Raw genomic sequence first — 18,494 nt, forward strand, 5'->3', positions numbered from 1 at the left:
AGAGTCCTCGGACGTGGGGAGCTGCACCGGCGGGACTCTTGAGGAAGCCCCCCGGTTTCGCAAGAGGAAATCGTGGGCTGGACCCGGGGCGGGAGCCCGCCCGCGACCTCAGTCGTCGCCGCCCGCCTCGTCCTCGTCGGTCTTGGGCGTGGCCAAGAGCTCGCCGTTCGGGCCGTCGCGCCGCACGACGAAGAGCCTACGCCCCACGGTGTCGGGGTTCTCGCGGGCGATGACCGCGATGACGTTGACGCCCGGTCGCAGCGGGATGTCGGCCTCGAAGGTCATCTTCTTCGGATCGGGGCCGTTGCGGTTCGACCGGTAGTACACCTTGCGCGAGCCCACGACCACGTACGCGTCCAGCAGGCGCACCGTGTCGCTCGCCGTCCCCTTCAGGACGAAGTGCGTGTCGCGGGTCGCGAGCGCGGGATCGCCCAACTCGATGGCCGGCGGGAACCGCTGCAGCTCCTCTTCGTAGGGCACGTGCGCCGCGGGGTTCCCGCCGCCGTCCACCTCCGCCGCTCGGACGAACGCGAAGCGCCCCTCCGACAGGGTGACCTTCTTGTACTCGCCCATGACCGCGGTGACCGAGGCGGCCACGCCCGAGGGCAGGCGGCCGATGACCCGCGCCCCCCCGTCGGGCGACTCGAGCAACGCGGCGCCCTGCGCCTTGCCCTTCACCGCGCCCTGGGCCGGCGTGAGCGAGGCCGCGGGTGCGATGGGGATTCGGACCTTTTCTACAGTGTTTTCGCGCAGATCGCGATCGCCGATCGAGAGCTCGACCTTCGCCTCGGTGTCCGCGAGCGCCTCACGCACCTCGAAGGTGAACGAGAGCTTGCGCGACTCGCCGGGCTTGAGGTTGGACACGTCGAAGCGCCCCTCGCGGAGCAGGAGCCCGTCGCCCGAGAGGTTGCGGAGGTTCGCCTGGGTCTCGTAGGAGCGACCGCGACCGACGTTGGTCACGGTGACGTACATGGTGACGTCCTCGCCCTTCTGCACGCGCCCGTCACCGTTGCCCTTGCGGTTGTCGACGACCTGGTAGCTGTAGGCGAACACTGGCCGCTCGAGGCCCTTCACGCCGACGCGGAGCTCGGCCGGCGCAGGGACGCGGCCTCGGGCCTCGTCGAAGCGCACGCGGATGCCGTCGGCCCGCGACAGCGCGTCGCGAGGAATGCGGCACACGCGAGGCGCGTCCTTCGGGAGCGGCGCGGTGCTGCCGGCCTTGCGCCCCTCGGTCTCGCACCACCCGAGCGGGGCCGTCACGGTGCGGCTCTTTCCGGGCTCGAGCTTGCCGACGACGAGCTCCTTGTTGTCGAACATCGGGTTGTCGCTCTTCGTCATCGCGGCGAGGCGATAGAGCGGCTCTTTTCCCTTGTTCGTGACGGTGAGCTTGAGCGCCATCGGCTCGCCGGGCACACCCTCGTTGTTGGGGCGATCGGTCTCGACCTTCACGTCGACGGCGGGCGGCGCGGCGGGAGCGCTCGCTTGCGGCACGTCGGCGGGGGCGTCGGCCCAGTCGATGCCGAGCGCCTGGAGGTCTTGGGCGACCTTGGCGATCTCGGCGCTGCGGGCCTCGGCGACCAGCGCCTTCGCCGCGCGCACCTGCTCGAGCCGCTTGCCGGCCGGCACCTTCGCGACGACATCGCGCGCGAAGCGAATCGGAAAATCGAGGGCGAAGGTGTCGTCGGGATCGCCGCCGCGCTCACGGAGCTCCTGGCGCTCCTTCTGCGGCAGGTTGTACCGCACGAGCTCCGCGGGCTTCTGCCCCTCACGGATGCGCGCGTTGGAGAGGCTCCGCGCGAGATCGCGCTCCTTGGTGCCGCCCTGATCGACCGTGAGGTCCATCTCCTGGAGGTCGGCGGTCATGGGATCGAGCTCGATGTCCGGGGTGACGCCCGTCCCCTGGATGGAGATGTCGCCCGGCTCGGTGAGGTACTGCGCGATCGTGAGCTTGAGCGCCGCCTTGTCCGGGAGGTCGGGGAACACGAGCTGCACGCTCCCCTTCCCGAAGGTGGTCTCGCCGATCAGGATGGCGCGGTCGTGGTTCTTCATCGCGCCCGCCACGATCTCGCTCGCGCTGGCCGAGTTGCCGCTCACGAGGATGGCGATGGGGTAGTTCGGCTCGGTGCCGGGCGCGTGCGCGACCTTCTCTTCGCGATCCTCGGGGGCGTTGCCCACGGTCGCTACGATGGGGCCCGAGGCGATGAACTTGTCGACCACGCGCGCCGACTGGTCGAGCAGACCGCCCGGGTTGCCGCGCAGGTCGAGCACGAGCCCCTTGAGCTCGCCCGATTTCTTCAGCTCGCCGAGGGCCTTCTCGAGGTCGGCGGCCGTGTTCGCTTGGAACTGCTTGAGGCGCACGTAGCCGATGCCCCCGTCGAGGAGGCGCGACTCCACGCTCGCGACCTTGATGGTCTCGCGCGTGAGCACGAACTCTTTCATGCCGGGCCAGCCGTCGGCGCCGTCGCGGTGGATCCACACGGAGACCTTCGAGCCCGGGGCGCCGCGCAGGTGCTGCACGGCCTCGTTCAGGCCCATGTTCAGCGTCGACTCGTTGCCGATCTTCATGATGCGGTCGTGCCGGCGCACCCCCGCGCGACCCGCCGGCGTGTTCGGCATCGGGTTCATGATGGTGAGCTGCTGATCGCGGATGGAGATGACGATGCCGAGCCCGCCGAACTGGCCGCTCGTGGAGAGGTTCATCTCCTTGTAGGCCTCGGGCGACAGCAGCACCGAGTGCGGGTCGAGGGTGTGCAGCATGCCGTTGCACGCGGCGTACTCGACCTGGCGGAGGTCCACTTCGGTCCCCCGCAGGCCTTCCTGGATGAAGGCGAACACGTCACGCAGGCGCGCCGAGACGTCCCAGGGGGCGAGCACGTTGTCGACCCGGAACTCCTTCTCCTGCGTGTCGACCCGCACCTTCACGGTGGGCGCGCCCTCCTCGTAGAGCACGATGACCTGGGCCACGTCGCGCTGAACGAAGTTCAGCGCCGAGAGGAGCATGTCCTTCGGCTTGGCGCGCTTCGGGTCGACGTAGCGGTCGCGGATGGTCTTCAGCACCTCGTTGACGACCTTGAGCTGCGTCAGATCGTAGTTCTGGGCGGTGTGGGAGACGCTCGCGGCGCTCGCGGGCGCGAGGCCATGCCAGAGGCCACCCCCGTGGAAGCGGAGCGCGAGGACCGCGGCGACACCGAAGGCGCCAAAGAGCGCCGAAACCTTCACGACCTTGGGCCAGGTGGGCATATCGGCACGAAGTATACGCACGGCCGGCCGGAAACCCGAGCGGTTCCGCGGAATCGTGGACGGCGCGCCGGAGCCGCGCCCGCGCTGGCGAGGGCCGCGCGGTCAGAGCTTGCGCACGACCGCGATGTAGAAGCCCCCGAAGACGGCAGCGGGCGTGTCGCACAGTGTGGTCTCGGCCTTGCGGAGCACGTCGCGCAGCACAGGGATTCGCATGAAGGCCGCGGCCGGGGTCACGATGCGGACGCCGCGCGCCGCCTCGACGCGCGTGCCCGGAGGGAGCACCTTGCCGAGCGACCACGGGGCGTCGAACCGCGTGTACACGGCGCTCTCCCGGGTCTTGTCGGAGATCTTGCCGGCCGGCCCGAGCACCTTCGCGAGCGCGCGGAAGCTCAGCGGGTTGTAAAACTCGGCGAGCAGCACGCCGCCCTTACGGGTCACGCGGCTCATCTCGGCGAGCGCCTTGCCGATGTCCTCGACGTGGGCGAGCACCTTGAACGAGCAGGTGACGTCGAAGGACTCTTCCTCGAAGGGCAGGCTCGTGGCCGAGCCCTCGCAGACGTCGAGGCCGCGCTCGCGCGCGAGGGCGAGCATGCCGGGCGACAGATCGATGCCCTTCGCGCTGCGCGCGAACCGGCGTACGCGCTCGAGGATGAGCCCCGTGCCGCAGCCCACCTCGAGGACGTCGCGCCCGCGGCCGTACCGCTCGCAGAGCTCGATCTCCAGGTCGTCGACGAGCGCGTGGTAGCCGCTCGCGTCGTTCGGGCGGCGCTCGGCCTCGTAGCGCTTGGAGAACTCGTCGTAGTAGGCGCGGTTTTCGGTGAGGCCGGCGGGGGCTGACATGCGGCCGGTCTTAGCACCGCCGCGCGCGGGGGTGAAATCCGGAGCGGCTCGGCCCCGCCGGCCCGGCGGCTACCCCGGAGGACACACGAAGCGCGCGAGCCACGTGCGCCCGCCGTCGCCGAAGCCGACCCAGAGGGCGTGCTCGTTGTCCTCGACGATCGCGACATCCGTCACGGAGGTGCGCGCGACGAGGCCGTACGAGAGGAACTGCCCCGAGGGCGCGAGCCGCCCGAGCTCCAGCGCGCGGGCCGCGTGCGGCGCCGCCGACTCGGGGACAACGCGTGCAATGTACACATGTTTGCCGCCGTGCGTGGCGGCGAGCGGGGCGGGGTCGAGCCCGTTCGGGTACCGCGACAGCACGACGGGCACGTCGGCGCGCGGCGGCGAGGGCACCTTCAGCGTGGTCATCCCGAACGTGGTGATCTCGCTCGGCAGCGGCACGAGCGCGAACACGTCGGCGCCCGCGCGCCCCGCGGCGAGAGCCACGCCGCGCTCCGCGGGCCCCCCGATCGCGAGCACCGCGTCGGGGCCGAGCGTGAGCGCGCCCCCGGTGCCTACGGAGAGCTCGCGCGCGTGGACGGGCGTCATGGCCATGCGGGCGTCGAGCGTGAGCGCCACCGCCTTGTCGCCGAGCGACACGAGCGCGAGCTGGGTCGCGCCGCCCCCGTCGTCCGAGAGGCGCACCGGGGCGGCGTCGTCGAGGGCGACGCGCGCGTGGAGCACGGTCTCCCCCTGCCCGGTCGCCGGCCGCTCGACGAGGAAGGCTATCGCGGTGCGCGTCCCCACGGTCGCGGCGGCCACCCTTGTTCCCGGCCGGGACATGCCGACGAGCCGCTCGCCCGCGGGTCCGTAGCGCCGCACCGCTCCGTCGCGCGCCGGGCACACCCGCGTGGCGCCCGCGACCTCGCACGGGGTGGAGTCGAGGACTTGCACGGGCGCTCGGTCCGTGAGTCCCGAAGGCCGCGGCGTCGCGCCACGCGGCGGCACCGCGGGGATCGCGACGCTCTCGGTCCGCGGCTTGCCCCCGTCGTTCGCGACGACCACGAGGCGGCTTCCCTCCACGGCGAGCGCGACGGCGCCTCGAAAACCGAGCGGCTCGGGCCCGTACACCACGCGGCAGGACGCGCCGGCGTCCGGGGGGCGGGGCGCCGCGTTCGGCGCGGCGTCGTCGCTCGCGGCGGGGCTCGCGGGCGCCGGCGAGGTCACCGCCGGCGCGGACACCGCGGCGTCGAGGGGGTGCGCGGCGCTCGCCGCCGTCACGCTGGCTGAGCCGGCGTCAGGGGCGGGGGTGGGCGCGGGCGGCTTGCACGCCGCGAACGCTACGAGCGCGACGGCGGCCACGGCCCGCTGACTCACGGAGTGCTCGGAGGCGAGCCCGCGGTCGGGAAGTTCCACACCGTAAACGACGCGGTGAGCGCGGACGCGCTTGGCGCGATGCGAGCCGCGCGCAGCTCCTTCAGCACGCAGGTGTCCTGGAAGAGCGCCGCGACCGGGAGGGTGTTGGTCGCGGCGAAGCGCGCCTCCGTCGCCTCACCGCTCGGCGCGAACACCACCTCCACGAGCGCACGTCCGTAGACCCCGCCCATACACACCGCCGAGCGCTTGACCGCCGGCGCGAGCGCGCGGCCGATCTCGTCGACGCGCTCGGGGCTCGCCGAGAGCGCCAGCTCGAGCTGAGCGGGCGCGGGCCCGGCGCTCGCGACGCTCGGGGCGGCGGGGCGCAGGCGAGAGAGATCGCGTGGATCGTGCTTGCGCGCCTTCGCGGCCCACAACACGACGATGGCGAGGCTGAAGAGCGCCGCGAAGACCGCGCCGACGCGGCTCTCCCGGGCCTTCGTGGCCGGGCTCACGCGCATGTGCCTTCCGTCGTCGCCCACGTCTCGTCTTTACTCCAGATTGCGCGGATTGCGCCAGGCAACGCCAGGAGCCCCGTTCGCAAGAAGGCCCGCGCTCACCGCGGCAGGAGCCACGCGTCGAGCACGGTGGTGCCGAAGAACCCGAGGCTCACGAGCGCGTTGCAGTCGAAGAACGCCTTGTCGATGCGCCGGAGATCGCCTCCGCGCACGAGCCGATGCTCGATCACCAGCACCGCGCCGAACAGCACGGCGCCGGCGAAGTACGCGGGCCCGCGGTGGAGCGCCGCGCCCGCGGCGGCGAGGAGCGCCACCGTGGCCACGTGAGCGGCGGCGGAGAGGCGCAGCGCGCCGCGAGCGCCGAAGCGCACGGGCACCGAGTGCAGCCCGCGCTCGCGGTCGAAGCCCTCGTCTTGCAGAGAATACAGAACGTCGAACCCGAAGAGCCACGTGAGCACGGCGCCCATGAGCGCCACGATCCCCGCCCCGGGGGCCGCGCCGACCGCGATCCACGCGCCCCCCGGCGCGAGCGCCAGCGCCAAACCGAGCCAGGCGTGCGCAGCCCACGTGAAGCGCTTCGCGAGCGAATAGCCGAGCAGCACGGCGAGCACGGGGAGCGCGAGCACGAGAGGAGCACGGCCAAGCGTCGAGGCCGACAGGACGAAGGCGAGCGACGCCGCGACCGTGAGCGCGAGGGCGTCGCGCGGCCGGACGCGGCCGGTCTGGATCGGGCGCTCGCGGGTCCGCGGATTCGCGGCGTCCACGTCGCGATCGGCGTAGCGGTTCCAGGCCATCGCGGCCGTTCGCGCCGAAACCAAACACACGAGCATCGCGCCGAGCCGCGCCGGCGTGAGCGGCAAGTGAGGCGCGCGCAAGGCGAGCACGACGGCGGTCGCGGCGAACGGGAGCGCGAACACCGTGTGCGAGAGCGCGACGAGATCCGCGTACGCCCGCAGCTTGGCGCGCAGACCCGCGCTCACGACGCTGCCCTCGTGGCCGCCGGCATGGCCGCCCCGGCGCGCCGGTCGAGCCGCACGCGCGGCGCCCCCGCGTGAGCGAGCAGCCACTCCGCGGGCGCGTCGTCCAGCGCGCCGAGCACCGCAAACACGCCGGGCCTCGCGCCGCGCGCGAGCCGCCCGAGGCTCGCAATTCCCAACACTTTCGCGCCATTATAGGTCGCCATACGCACGAGCCTCTCTGCGCTCGCCGCGCCACGGTGCCGGAGCAGGGCCGCCTCCTCGAGCACGTCCAGCGAACGACACGAGGCGAGCGAGTCGGTCCCCAGCGCGGGCTCGACGCCCGCGGTCAGCAGCGCCGCCACGGGCGCGGCGTGACCGCCGATCCACGCGTTCGACCGCGGGCACAGCACGACCGGCGCGCCCGCCTCCGCGACGCGCGCGAGCTCCGCGGGGCGCGCGTCCACGAGGTGCACGAGCGCCACGTCCTCGGCCAGCGCGCCTAGCCGTGCTGCGTACTCGGTCGGCCCGCAGCCCGGCCAGGGGAAGGCCTCCACTCGCACCCCGCGCGCCGCGAGGAACGCCCGCATCGGCCCGCGCCCGTCGACAAGCACCTCGCGCTCCGCCGCGTCCTCGGCGAGGTGCAGCGACGCGCGCGCGCCCACGCTCCGCGCGAGCGCCAGCACGGCGCGCACGCCCTCGGGGTGGAGCGTGTGCAGCGCGTGCGGCGACGGCGCCCAGGTGAGCCCGGCGGGCCAGCGCAGCGCTCGCGCCTCCGCGGCGAGGCGCGAGACCCGCGCGACCGCGGCCTCCGGATCGGCGCCGAACACCTCGTGAAACACTGATCCGACGAGGCCGTGCTCGCCCAACGCGGCGACGCTCGCGAGGGTGTTGCTCACATCACCCACGGCGACGGTGGCGTGCGCGACGAGCTCGCGGACCGCGCCGTCGATCGCGCGCGCGGCGCTCTCTGGCGCGGTGTCGGCGCGCGCCGCGAGCATGGCCTCCGCCCAGCCCGCGAAGCCCAGGTCCGGGCGCGAGGGCACGCGCCCGCGCAGCGCCGAGAGCTCGAGGTGCGTGTGCGCGTTGACGAGCCCCGGGAAGACCACGCCGTCCACCCTCTGTACGCGCGCGCCTGCGTGGCGAGGGAGCACCGCGTCCGCGCGGCCCACGTCGAGCACGCGACCTTCGTCGTCGAGCACGAGCGCCCCGTCGAGGAACGAGGGCGCGTCGCCCGGCACGACCGCGGTCGCGTGCAGCGCGCGGATCACACAGGCTCCGTGAGCCACACGTAGCGCACGTCGCGCCGCGCCGCGCGGTAGCCCGTCGCGCGAATCCGCGCCTCCATGCCCCGCGCGTCCATACGGAAGGTGGTGCCTGCGCTCGAGACCACGTTCTCCTCGAACATGACGCTCCCGAGATCGTCGGCCCCGAAGAGGAGCGCCACCTGCCCCACGTCAGGCCCCTGGGTGACCCACGACGCCCCGACGTGGTCGAAGTTGTCGAGCATGAGCCGGGCGACCGCCTGCTGCCGGAGGTAGAGCATCGTGCCGTGCTCGCCTGGGCGGATGTGTGTGCCCTCCTCGAACTGGTAGTCCCAGCAGAAGAACGCGGTGAAGCCGCCGGTCTCGTCCTGCAGCTCGCGCAGCTTGAGGAGGTGGTTTATCCGGTCGCGGGCGGTGTCCACGGTGCCGTACATCATCGTCGCGCTCGAGCGCAGGCCGAGGCCATGCGCGGCACGCATGACGGACAGCCACTGCTCGCTCGTGCACTTGGCCTTCGCGATCGTGCGGCGCACGCGGTCGACCAGGATCTCGGCGCCGCCGCCCGGCACCGAGTCGAGCCCAGCGGCGTGGAGCCGCTCGAGCACCTGGGTGACGGAGAGCCCCTCGAGCTCGGCGATGTGGAGGATCTCCTCGGGCGAGAGCGCGTGGAGGCCTAGCGCGAAGTCGGCCTTGATCCAGCGGAACAGGTCCTCGTACCACTCGATGCGGAGCGCGGGGTTCAGGCCGCCTTGCAGCAAGATCTGCACGCCGCCCGCTGCCTTCACCTCGGAGAGCTTCTGCGCGAGCACCTCGCGCGTGAGGACGTAGCCCTCCGGGTCTCCCGGTCGCCTGTAGAATGCACAGAACCGGCAGCTCGTCGTGCACACGTTCGTGTAGTTGACGTTGCGGTCGACGATGTAGGTGACGACGTCGCTGGGGTTCTTCCGCGTGCGCGCGGACTGCGCCGCGAGGCCGAGGTCGAAGAGGGAGGCCTCCGCGAGCAGGCGCTCGCCGTCGTCGCCGGAGAGGCGCGCGCCCTCCTCGGCGCGCGCGAGGATGGCGTCGAGCGAGCGGCTCGGGGAGCGGGCGGCCCGCGGCGCCGAGACAGAGCGCAGGCGCTCGAACCGCGCGGGAGGCAACAGGCCCACGGCGGCCGCCTCGTCGAGGAAACGCTCGAGCCCACGCGTCGCCTCGTCGTCGAGCTCGTAGCGGAGCGAATCATGAAGGTAGGAGGCGAGATCCGAGGGATCACCGCCGTGCTCGGCGGCGTGCACGGCGGCCAGCGCTCCGCGGTGCTCGAGCCCCCACGAGGCCGCGGCCCCCAGAGCGCCGAGGTCGGCCTCCGAGAGCGCCCCGGGTCGCGCGAACCAGGCCGCGAACACGAAGGGGAGGCCCGTCCACTCGCGCCACGCCTCGGCGAGATCGAGCGTGTGCGCGAAGCGCCCCTCGAGGGCGAGCGCGGGATCGCCGATGACCAGCGCGCCCGCGCGGTCGGCCACGCCCTCGATCGCCTGACGAGGCGCGCGCCCCACGAGGCGAGGTGAGAGCCCGCGCCGCGCGAGCACGAGGCGCGCGAGCACCGCGCTCGTGCGCGACGAGAGGTCGAGCGCGATCGTGTCGAGCTCGTGGAGCGGACGCTCCGCCACGAGGACCACGCTGCGCACCGGTCCGCGCGACCCGATGCACGCGCCACCCGCGAGCGAGAGGCCACCGAGGGTCGCGGCCGCCGCCACGGGCACGAGCGCAGCGGCCACCTCGTCCTCCGCGAGCCTCCGCGCGACGACGGACGGCAGGCCGAGCTCGAGCTCGAGCCGCCCGTGGAGCGGCCCGCCTCCCTCGAAGGCCGCCCAGAGCGGCCGGGCGTTGAGGTAGGAGACGGCCCCGAGCCGCCGCGGTGCGCCGCTCATCGGACGACCTCGAGGTGGAGGCCGGCCTTCCGCTCGCGCACCTTGATCGCGGCCTCGGGCACGGCGCTCTTCTCGTGCTCGCGCACCACGTTGTAGAGCGTGTCGCGCTCGACGGGGCGGCGACCCGCCTCGCGGATGAGGCGCACGAGCTCGCCCACGCCGAGCCCGTCGGGAGAGCGCGAGCCAGCGGCCTTGTAGATGGTCTCGTGGACGATGGTCCCGTCGAGATCGTCGGCCCCGAACGAGAGCGCCACCTGGGCGATCTTCGGGGTCATGCTGACCCAATAGGCCTTGATGTGGTCGAAGTTGTCGAGCACGAGGCGCGAGACAGCCACGGTGCGGAGGTCGTCCATCGCCGTGGGCGCGGGCAGGTTCTTCATGCCGTTGCCGTCGGGGTGAAACGCGAGCGGGATGAAGGCCTGGAAGCCGCCGGTCTCGTCCTGCAGCGCGCGCAGGCGGAGCAGGTGATCGATCCGATGCTCGAAGGTCTCCACGTGCCCGTAGAGCATCGTGGCGTTCGAGCGCAGCCCGAGCCCGTGCGCCACGCGGTGGGCCTCGAGCCACTCGTCCGCCGTGGCCTTGTCGGCGCTGATGCGCGTGCGCACTTCGGGGTGGAAGATCTCCGCGCCGCCGCCCGGCAAGCTGTCGAGGCCCGCGTCCATGAGGCGCCGCAGCACCTCCCGCACCGTCATGCCGTAGTGCTGCGCGAAGAAGTGGAGCTCGACCGCCGTGAAGCACTTCAGGTGGATGTCGGGCTTCACGCGCTTGAAGCCCCGGAGCAGCTCCTCGTAGTACGTGAACGGCAGGCCGGGGTGGAGCCCGTTCACCACGTGCACCTCGGAGGGCGGGTCGTCCAGGCGGGCCTCGAGCTTGCCCCAGGCTTCCTCGAGCGACATGGTGTGCGCGCCCGGCATGTGCTCCTCGAGCCGCGCGAACGAGCAGAAGAGGCACGAGGCCACGCACACGTTCGTGACCTCCACGCGCAGGTTCTTGTTGAAGTAGGTGCGGTCGCCGTGGCGACGCTCGCGGACCTGGTTGGCGAGCCGCGCGAGCCCGAGCAGGTCGGGCGTGCGGAAGAGCGCGACGCCCTCCTCGGCCGAGAGGCGCTCGCCCCTCGCGACCTTGGCTTCGATGGCGTCGAGATCAAGACGATCAGACATGGGTCGCTCCTTCGGTCGCGTCGTCGGTGGGCCGCGCGGCGTGGCTCGGCGGAGGCGCGGCGGGTGGTGCCAGGGAGAGACCGCGCGCCGTTCGGGAGAAAGACCGCGCGGCGCCCCACGCAGGCGACGAGCGAGGCGAGCTCGTCGCGCTGGAGCTCCTGCGCGCTCACCTGCCCGCGCCCCTTCACGCGCTTGGTCGCGTCGTCGGCGATCGGGAGGCCTCGCTTGGTCGCGAGCCGACCGCAGAGCTCGCTCGCGCCGAAGCCGAGGGCGACCTGCGCCAGCTCGATGCCCAGCTCGTTGTAGTTTACACCGATTCGCACGGCGTCGGGGAGCCGTACGCGCAACGTCGCCACGCGGCGCAGGAGCGCGAGCCCGGCGCCCGCGTCCTCGAGCGAGCTCGTCTCGACCCACACGACGCCGGCCGAGGCCGCGTCGTGGAAGCCCACCGCGTCGCCGGCCGACCTCACACGCACGGCGTCGGCGAGGGCGCCGACGGTGAGCAGCGTCGCGGCCGCGAGGCGACCGTCGGCCTCGGCGGGCCAGGGCTCGCCGCGGAGCCGCGCCCGCGCCACGGCGAGGAGCCCCGCGCGCTCGAGGGCGCGATCGACGAGCGCGCTCACGGGCGCCTCGACTCGGCCTGCGCACCATCACCCCAACGTCGACCTACCTCGTGCGGGAGGCCGAGGTGGTCTAGGACCCGCGCGATCACCGTGTCGATCGCCCCTTCGAGCGAGCGCTCGCCGGCATAGAACGAGGGCATCGCGGGGAGCACGAGCGCGCCGTAGCGAGACACGGTCGTGAGGTTCTCGAGGTGCAGCGTCGAGAGCGGCGTCTCCCGCGGGACCACGATGAGGGTGCGGCGCTCCTTCAGCATCACGTCGGCGGCACGCGTGAGCAGGGTCTCGCTCGTGCCATGGGCGATCCGCGCCACGGTGCCCATGCTGCACGGCACGATCACCATCGCGTCCCACCCCGCGCTCCCGCTCGCGAACGGGGCGCGGTAGTCGCGCGCGCCCCACACCGGCAGGCCAAGCAGGCCGAGCTCCTCGCGGATGTCGCCGCCGCACTCGAGGGCCCAGACCTCCGGCGCGGTGCTCGAGAGGCACGCGGCGACCTCGACGTCGTCGCGACCACGCAGCAGCCCGGCGAGCCGCTTCGCGTACGGCGCGCCGCTGGCGCCCGTGACGCCGAGCACCACGCGCTTCTTGCGCGAGCCCACGGCCGCCGCGCTCACGAGGCCGCTCCCGGCTTCGCGGCGCACACGAGCGACGCGACGCCTAGCGTGAGCTCCTCGCCGCGCACCGCCTCGAAGCCAACGTCCACCAGCGCGGCCTCGTACTCGCGGCGCGACAAGAACGCCTTCATGCTCCGCGAAAGGTAGGCGTAGGCCTCGCGGTCGCCCGAGACCCAGCCCCCCACGCGAGGGAGCACCACGTCGCCGTAGGCCGCGTGGAAGGCGCGCGGCAGGAGGCTCACGGGCCGGAAGAACTCGAGCACCACGAGCTTGCCACCCGGCCGCAACACCCGGAGCGCTTCGCGAGCTCCCGCGACCGGAGAGGCCAGATTGCGCACGCCAAAGGCGCACACCACGGCCGCGAACGAGCCGTCCTCGAACGGCAGATCGAGCGCGTCCGCGACCACACGCGCGGCGCGCGGCGCCTTCCACCGACCGCGCTCGAGCATCTCGGCGGCGAAGTCCGACGCCACCACCCTGCGCTCCGGGAAGGCCTCCACCAGCAGCCGGGAGAGGTCCATCGTTCCCGCGCACAGGTCGAGCACGCCGCCGTCGGGCAACCCTACGAGGGACCGCACGGCCCGACGACGCCACCTGGCGTCGACGCCGAACGACATGAGCTCGTTCAGCCGATCGTAGGTGGGCGCGATGCGCGCGAACATGCCGCGCACGTCCCCCGCGTGCTCGCGCTCGCGACCGGCGCGCTGCTGGACCTCGGCGATCGGCCCTCCTGAGGCTCTCGCATCAGCGGGCGGCGTGGGCTGGGCTATCATGGCTGTCTCCTGGGCTCGCGCCCGCAGGATTTATATCCTTCAAATTCTTTTGAAAGTTGTAGGGAACGTTCCTCCGGGGGTCAAGTAGGCTCGGTCCTCGATCGCGCGGGGATGCGCGCGTGGCGCCCGCGGCGTTCCGACCTCGCGGGACGGGTGGTCATGCAAGCGAGCCGCAGGCGAGCGGCGTAGGCCACGCGACCGAAGGAGCACGGCGAGAAGGTCGATGAACGCGCCGACCCTCTGGCGCTCCCAACCCCTGAGAAGCGCATGCCCCTCCCACAATTCCTCGAGCACCACGACGCGGGCGCGCCCTCGCTGGCTCCCGACTTTTTCACGCGTCCCCCTCCCCCGGGGCGCTCTCGCGAGAGCACCATCACGCTCGACGCGGAGGGGGTGTTCCACCACGACGGCGAGCGCATCGAGCACCCGAGGCTCGCTGAGGCGATGCACCGGTGGATCGCGCGGCACCCCCTCGACGGGCGGCTCATCCTCAACAACGGGTACGACTGGACCTACTTTGTCGTCGCGGACGCGCCCTACGCCGTGCGCGCGCTCACCGAGGACGCCGATGGCTTCCCGGTGCTCGTCCTCAGCGACGGCACGACCGAGCCGCTCGGCGCGCAGGTCCGCCTCGGCGCGCGAGACGTGCTCTACGCCGAGGTGAAGCGCGGAGCGCCGGGAGGCCCGTTCGAGGCGCGCTTTTCACGCCACGCGCAGTCGCAGCTTGGGCCGCACCTCACGAGCGATCCTGGTCAGGCCGAGGGAGACGAGGTCATCGCGGTTCGCACGCGCGGCGGGACGGTGCGCCTGCCGCTGTAACGCCCGCGGCCGGCGGCTCAGCCGAGGCTCGCCTGGAGCGCGCCGATCGACTCGTCGAGGGCGACCAGCGCCTTGTCGAGCTCGGCCTTCGAGGTGGTGAGCGGGGGCGCCACCATCGTGCAGTTGAACTTCCCGAAGGTGTACACGCCGCGCTTTCGCAGCTCGCCGTAGAGGTTCTTCATCACGCCGAGGCCGCCCGCGCCGTGCCACTCCACGAGCGGCTCCTTCGAGGCCTTGTTCTTGACGAACTCGACGGCGAAGAAGGCGCCGACGCCGCGGACCTCGCCCACGATCTCGTACTTGTCGACGAGCGGACGGAGTCCCTCTTGGAGCCAGCCCTCGATCTCGCGGCCGCGCTCGAAGAGGCCCTCCTCGCGGTAGGCGCGCACGGTCGCGAGGCCGGCCGCGACGCCCATGGGGTGCCCCGAGTAGGTGTGGCCCGAGGGCAGCGCGCGCGTGTCGAAGGTCTTGGCTAGGCGCTCGCGCATCATCAGGCCGCCGAGCGGTACGTACGCCGAGGTGACGCCCTTCGCGAACGTCATCATGTCTGGCACGATCCCGTAGCGCGTCGACGCGAAGGCGGCCCCGGTGCGACCGAACCCGGTCATGACCTCGTCCATCACGAGCAGGATTCCGTGTCGTTCGGTGAGCGCGCGGAGCGCCGTGAGGTAACCGTCGGGGTAGACGATGACGCCGTTCGACCCGACCACGCCTTCGATGAAGATCGCCGCCACCCGCTTCGGATCCTCGTGCACGAGGACGCGCTCGAGGTGCTCGATCGCGCGCGCCGACTCCTCCTCGGGGGTGCTCGCGTAGAACGGGCTGCGGTACGGATACGGCGCGAAAAACTTCACGACTCCGGGCACTCCCGGCTCGCCGCCCCAGCGCCGATCTTCGCCCGTGAGGGTGATGGCGGCGCCGGTGGAGCCGTGGAAGGAGCGGTACGCCGAGAGCACCTTGCGGCGCCCAGTGAGGTGCTGCGCGAGGCGGAGCGCGTCGTCGTTCGCCTCGGCGCCGGCGGTCGTGAAGAACGTCCGGCAGCCCTCGGCGCCCCACGGCGAGATCGCGGACAGCTCTTCGGCCAGCTCCGCGCGCTCCTTGTTGAAGAGCGAAGGCGCGGCGTACCCGAGCCGCGCGGCCTGCTCCTGGATGGCCTTCACGACCTTCGGGTGGCCGTGGCCCAGGTTCACGGCGATGAGGCCCGACCCGAGATCGTAGTAGGCCTTCCCCTCGTCGTCGTAGATCGAGCAGCCCTCGCCACGGACGATGACCGGAGCCGCGAGGCCGCCTTGCGCGACCCAGGGAGAGAGGACGAAGCGAGCGTGTTTCTCTTGGATGGGGGTAGGCATCGGCGCGGATGATGCCTCCGTCGGGCACTCGGGGCAAGGCCGACAAGCCAGGCCGCCCTCCGCCGAGTCGCCCGCGCCGAGCGGATTCCATCGCGTTTCCCCGGCGCCCGCGGCAAGGTGCGCGCATGCACCCGCTCTCGGCCGATCTGTTCCTGCGCGCGCTCTCCCCCACGGACGCCGCCACGCCGCTCCGCGTCCAGGCGCGGGTGCACGAGGCCTTCCCGGGCCGCGTGTACGTCGCCACCCGTGGGCTCGCCCTCGAAGCCTTCGCCGAGGCCGGACGCTGCGAGCTCGAGCTGCTCGCGTCGCCGCCGCCGTTCGCGCCGGCCCGGTGGGGCGGCCCGAGCGACGACCGCGTGGTGCGACGCGTGGAGCAGGGGTGCTTCCGCGTCGTCTGGGAGGGCGAGGAGATCTTCGTCGTGCGGGCGAGCTGGCCGCAGGCAGGCGGCCTGGAGCCGTGCGAGTGGCTCGTCGGTCTCACCGAGCCACCCCTGCTCGCCTTCCTGCTCGCGGTGACTCGCGCGACGCCGCGCTAGCCCGCCACTAGCCTGGCACTAGTCCTTCGGGTTCGTTCCGCGCTTGGCCGTCGACGTCGGGGGCCGGAGGCGGCTCTCCGGGACGTTCTCGTCCCAGTTGGCGCCCCAGCCGAGGTAGTGCACGCGGTAAAGCGCGCCGACCTGGGCGAGGACGCGACCCTGGTTCCACCCACCGTGCCAGTTGATGTCGACCCGGTCACCCGCCTTCCATCGCCCACCTTTCGCGGGGGCGGTGGTCGTGGCCGGCGCGGCCGACACGACCGGCTCGGGCGCGGGATCCGCGGGCGTGGGCGAGGGAGGGGGCGTCGCAGCGGCCTTGGCCTCGGTCCCCTCCTTCGCGGTGTCGGTCGGGGCGCGCAAGCGCGCGGCCGGCACGTCCTCGTCCCAGCTCGCGCTCCAGCCCGTGTAGTGGACTCGGAACTTGTCTCCCTTCAGCGCGGTGACCTCGCCCTTCCACCACGACCCGTTCCAGTTCACGTCGACCTTGTCGCCCACGGCGTACGCCGCGACGGCGGCCTCCGGAGTCTTCTTCTTGCAGGCCGTCGTGGACACGACGCCCACGCTAAGGATGGCGATCAGCGGCAGGTGCAGCCAACGAGGCACGGGGAATAGATGCATGACTCTCCTCTGTGAGCCGCGATGTTCGCCGCGAGGGACACTGGCGGACAAGCGAAACTTCACTCGCGTGACATGGGTCACGTAGGACGCACCCACGCGCCGGGCGCGGGGGCGCACGCCGCCGCGAGGTGGTAGACTCCAAGGGTGCCTTCCGCCCGCTCGTCCCTCGCCGCGCTGGCGCTCACCTCGGCGCTCGGTCTCCCCTTCGCGGCCTGCGGGAGCGCCGATCCGCCCGCGGTGTTCGACGCTGCGGCCGCCTCCACCGACGCCACCGCGCCCGACGGCCGGGCGTCGGCCGACGGGCCGCTCTTCCCGTTCGATCCCGACGCCCGCGCCCCCGACGCGGGCGGCGACGGCGCCTGCGCGCCGAACCTCGCCGGCCTCCTGCGCGACTTCCGGGGCGCCGACGAGCCGGGCGGCCACCCCGACTTCGAGAGCGTCACGGGAACGAACGGCGGCCTCGACGTCGGCATCGTCGCCGAAGACCTCGGCGCCGACCGGAAGCCCGTCTTCGCGGGCCCGACGAAGTCGACCACCACGAAGGCGAGCTTCGATCAGTGGTTCCGCGACACGCCCGGCGTGAACAAGACCAAGGTCGTCACCCTTCCGTTCGTGATCGAGGCCACCGGCCGCACCACCTTCGACTCGACCGCGTTCTTCCCGCTCGACGGCGATCCCGAGGGCTTCGGCGCTTCGCCCAACCAACCGCACGACTACCACTTTACGTACGAGCTCCACACCGAGTTCCTCTACGAGGGCGGCGAGGTGTTTCAATTTCGGGGCGACGACGACGTGTGGGTCTTCATCGCAGGCAAGCGCGTGATCGACCTCGGCGGCGTGCACGGAGCCACCGCCGCGAGCGTCGATCTGGACGCGAACGCCGCGCGCCTCGGCATCACCCGGGGCGCCGCCTACCCGCTCGACTTCTTCTTCGCCGAGCGCCACACGTCCGAGTCGAACTTCCGCCTGGAGACGACCCTGCGCTTCGTGAACTGCGCCCCCATATTGCCGCGGTAATAATCGCTCACGGGAGCGGAGCGCCGGCGTCGAGCGCTTGGGTGGCCACCGCCCGCTTGACCTCGCCCAGTCGCGCTCGCACCCCCGCGAGGGCCTCGGCTCCTAGCAGCGGCCCGCCGGAAAGATCCCGGCCGAAGACGAGATCGAGGCGCTCCGCGTCGAGGGCGGCGAGCGCGAGCGCGAGCGACGCCGAGAAGCGCCGCGTGCCCGCGAGGAGGCGACGCTGGCGGGCGAGGGCGTCGGCGGGGGGGGTCGCGAGGAAGGCTCCGTCGTTGTCAATGAAGAGGAGACGGCCCGTGGAGGGGTGCTCGCCGAGGTTCCCGCCGCTCCACCGATCCCAGTTGCCGCTCACGCTGTCGAACACCACGAGCGCGGAGAGCTCGGCGAGGCGCGCGCGCCCCTCTGGGGTCGCGTCGCCGGGGTGCGCGCCGGGCGCACCGGCGAGCTCTCCGCGCCACCGCCCAAGCGCGGGCTGCCGATCGAGCGGCGGGAAGCGGAGCCCCGGGATCCATGGGATGAGCGCGCCGGGAATGCGCCCGTCGCGGGCGGGCACGGCCTCGGCCTCGAGGAGGCGCACGGCCTCGGGCGGGAGCCCCGGGCGCAGCTCGTCCAGCGCGAAGCCGCGCAGCATCGCCTCGGGCACGTTCGCCTCGAGCCCGAGCGCGGTCGCCAGACGCCGCGCGGCGACCTCGCCCCGATAGCGCCCGGGGCCTCGGCGGGTGTCGGGCTTCCAGGCGGCGACGAGGCCGCCCTCGAACCGCAGCTTCACCACGACCGAGGTGTGCCCGATCGACGCGCCGCCGAGGACGCGCGCCTCGGCAAAGCGCGACGCCCGCGGGGACGCGTCGCACGCGTCGCCCGCGTCGCACGCGTCGCACGCGTCGCACGCGTCGGCGCGGGCGTCGAGCGCGGCCGGCGGAGCGG

16 protein-coding genes are annotated in these 18,494 nt (G+C 72.8%); 3 read left to right on the forward strand and 13 right to left on the reverse strand.

The genetic code is table 11. From position 1 onward, the window contains the following. Positions 1–108 precede the first annotated feature (108 nt). The 10 genes from IPQ09_27985 to IPQ09_28030 all read right to left on the reverse strand — a co-directional run bounded on the left by IPQ09_27985 (position 109) and on the right by IPQ09_28030 (position 13,231). A complete protein-coding gene (locus IPQ09_27985) occupies positions 109–3,240 on the reverse strand; it encodes a PDZ domain-containing protein (protein MBL0197988.1) in 3,132 nt (1,043 codons plus the stop codon). Positions 3,241–3,342: 102 nt separating this feature from the next. After that, the gene (locus tag IPQ09_27990; protein ID MBL0197989.1) at positions 3,343–4,080 is read right to left on the reverse strand and encodes a methyltransferase domain-containing protein; all 738 of its coding nucleotides are present in this window, start codon (positions 4,078–4,080) and stop codon (positions 3,343–3,345) included. Positions 4,081–4,149: 69 nt separating this feature from the next. After that, positions 4,150–5,436, reverse strand: a complete 1,287-nt coding sequence (locus IPQ09_27995) for a hypothetical protein (protein MBL0197990.1) — start codon at positions 5,434–5,436, stop codon at positions 4,150–4,152. Further along, a complete protein-coding gene (locus IPQ09_28000; protein MBL0197991.1) occupies positions 5,433–5,957 on the reverse strand; it encodes a hypothetical protein in 525 nt (174 codons plus the stop codon). Before IPQ09_28000 ends, IPQ09_27995 begins: the two co-directional genes overlap by 4 nt. A 74-nt stretch (positions 5,958–6,031) precedes the next feature. Beyond that, positions 6,032–6,889 (reverse strand): UbiA family prenyltransferase, encoded by an 858-nt coding sequence (locus tag IPQ09_28005; protein ID MBL0197992.1) that lies wholly within the window; start codon positions 6,887–6,889, stop codon positions 6,032–6,034. 20 nt (positions 6,890–6,909) lie between these two features. Next, the gene (locus IPQ09_28010; protein MBL0197993.1) at positions 6,910–8,160 is read right to left on the reverse strand and encodes an amidohydrolase family protein; all 1,251 of its coding nucleotides are present in this window, start codon (positions 8,158–8,160) and stop codon (positions 6,910–6,912) included. After that, the gene (mqnC, locus tag IPQ09_28015) at positions 8,157–10,061 is read right to left on the reverse strand and encodes a dehypoxanthine futalosine cyclase (protein MBL0197994.1); all 1,905 of its coding nucleotides are present in this window, start codon (positions 10,059–10,061) and stop codon (positions 8,157–8,159) included. Before mqnC ends, IPQ09_28010 begins: the two co-directional genes overlap by 4 nt. Next, complete coding sequence (gene mqnE / locus IPQ09_28020) at positions 10,058–11,221, reverse strand: aminofutalosine synthase MqnE (protein MBL0197995.1); 1,164 nt, start codon at positions 11,219–11,221, stop codon at positions 10,058–10,060. The genes mqnC and mqnE overlap by 4 nt, the downstream gene beginning before the upstream one ends. 619 nt (positions 11,222–11,840) lie before the next feature. Continuing rightward, on the reverse strand, positions 11,841–12,443 hold the full coding sequence (locus tag IPQ09_28025) for a UbiX family flavin prenyltransferase (GenBank protein ID MBL0197996.1): 603 nt from the start codon (positions 12,441–12,443) through the stop codon (positions 11,841–11,843). 11 nt (positions 12,444–12,454) lie between these two features. Then, positions 12,455–13,231 carry a ubiquinone/menaquinone biosynthesis methyltransferase gene (locus tag IPQ09_28030; protein ID MBL0197997.1) on the reverse strand — a complete coding sequence of 259 codons (777 nt, stop codon included), beginning with the start codon at positions 13,229–13,231 and terminating at the stop codon, positions 12,455–12,457. A gap of 267 nt (positions 13,232–13,498) precedes the next feature. Between IPQ09_28030 and IPQ09_28035 the strand changes: the two genes are divergently transcribed. Beyond that, positions 13,499–14,050 (forward strand): hypothetical protein, encoded by a 552-nt coding sequence (locus tag IPQ09_28035; GenBank protein ID MBL0197998.1) that lies wholly within the window; start codon positions 13,499–13,501, stop codon positions 14,048–14,050. 17 nt (positions 14,051–14,067) lie between these two features. On the opposite strand, the gene IPQ09_28040 is transcribed toward IPQ09_28035, so the two are convergent. Then, positions 14,068–15,399, reverse strand: a complete 1,332-nt coding sequence (locus IPQ09_28040; protein ID MBL0197999.1) for an aminotransferase class III-fold pyridoxal phosphate-dependent enzyme — start codon at positions 15,397–15,399, stop codon at positions 14,068–14,070. A gap of 125 nt (positions 15,400–15,524) precedes the next feature. On the opposite strand from IPQ09_28040, the gene IPQ09_28045 reads away from it, so the two are divergent. Continuing rightward, the gene (locus tag IPQ09_28045) at positions 15,525–15,935 is read left to right on the forward strand and encodes a hypothetical protein (protein ID MBL0198000.1); all 411 of its coding nucleotides are present in this window, start codon (positions 15,525–15,527) and stop codon (positions 15,933–15,935) included. A gap of 18 nt (positions 15,936–15,953) precedes the next feature. On the opposite strand, the gene IPQ09_28050 is transcribed toward IPQ09_28045, so the two are convergent. Next, the gene (locus tag IPQ09_28050; GenBank protein MBL0198001.1) at positions 15,954–16,553 is read right to left on the reverse strand and encodes a hypothetical protein; all 600 of its coding nucleotides are present in this window, start codon (positions 16,551–16,553) and stop codon (positions 15,954–15,956) included. Between the two features lie 174 nt (positions 16,554–16,727). Between IPQ09_28050 and IPQ09_28055 the strand changes: the two genes are divergently transcribed. Next, on the forward strand, positions 16,728–17,570 hold the full coding sequence (locus IPQ09_28055) for a fibro-slime domain-containing protein (protein ID MBL0198002.1): 843 nt from the start codon (positions 16,728–16,730) through the stop codon (positions 17,568–17,570). A gap of 7 nt (positions 17,571–17,577) precedes the next feature. On the opposite strand, the gene IPQ09_28060 is transcribed toward IPQ09_28055, so the two are convergent. Continuing rightward, entirely contained in the window at positions 17,578–18,342 is a 765-nt protein-coding gene (locus IPQ09_28060) for a hypothetical protein (protein MBL0198003.1), read from the reverse strand. Positions 18,343–18,494: the final 152 nt, after the last annotated feature.

The sequence above is a fragment of the Myxococcales bacterium genome (assembly GCA_016720545.1).
Taxonomy (GTDB): domain Bacteria; phylum Myxococcota_A; class Polyangia; order Polyangiales; family Polyangiaceae; genus JAAFHV01.

Excerpts from the sequence above, each read along its gene's own strand:
- IPQ09_27985 (MBL0197988.1), bottom strand. The coding sequence starts at position 3,240 with ATGCCCACCTGGCCCAAGGTCGTGAAGGTTTCGGCGCTCTTTGGCGCC.
- IPQ09_27990 (MBL0197989.1), bottom strand. The coding sequence starts at position 4,080 with ATGTCAGCCCCCGCCGGCCTCACCGAAAACCGCGCCTACTACGACGAG.
- mqnC (MBL0197994.1), bottom strand. The coding sequence starts at position 10,061 with ATGAGCGGCGCACCGCGGCGGCTCGGGGCCGTCTCCTACCTCAACGCC.
- mqnE (MBL0197995.1), bottom strand. The coding sequence starts at position 11,221 with ATGTCTGATCGTCTTGATCTCGACGCCATCGAAGCCAAGGTCGCGAGG.
- IPQ09_28030 (MBL0197997.1), bottom strand. The coding sequence starts at position 13,231 with ATGATAGCCCAGCCCACGCCGCCCGCTGATGCGAGAGCCTCAGGAGGG.
- IPQ09_28035 (MBL0197998.1), top strand. The coding sequence starts at position 13,499 with ATGCCCCTCCCACAATTCCTCGAGCACCACGACGCGGGCGCGCCCTCG.
- IPQ09_28040 (MBL0197999.1), bottom strand. The coding sequence starts at position 15,399 with ATGCCTACCCCCATCCAAGAGAAACACGCTCGCTTCGTCCTCTCTCCC.
- IPQ09_28045 (MBL0198000.1), top strand. The coding sequence starts at position 15,525 with ATGCACCCGCTCTCGGCCGATCTGTTCCTGCGCGCGCTCTCCCCCACG.
- IPQ09_28050 (MBL0198001.1), bottom strand. The coding sequence starts at position 16,553 with ATGCATCTATTCCCCGTGCCTCGTTGGCTGCACCTGCCGCTGATCGCC.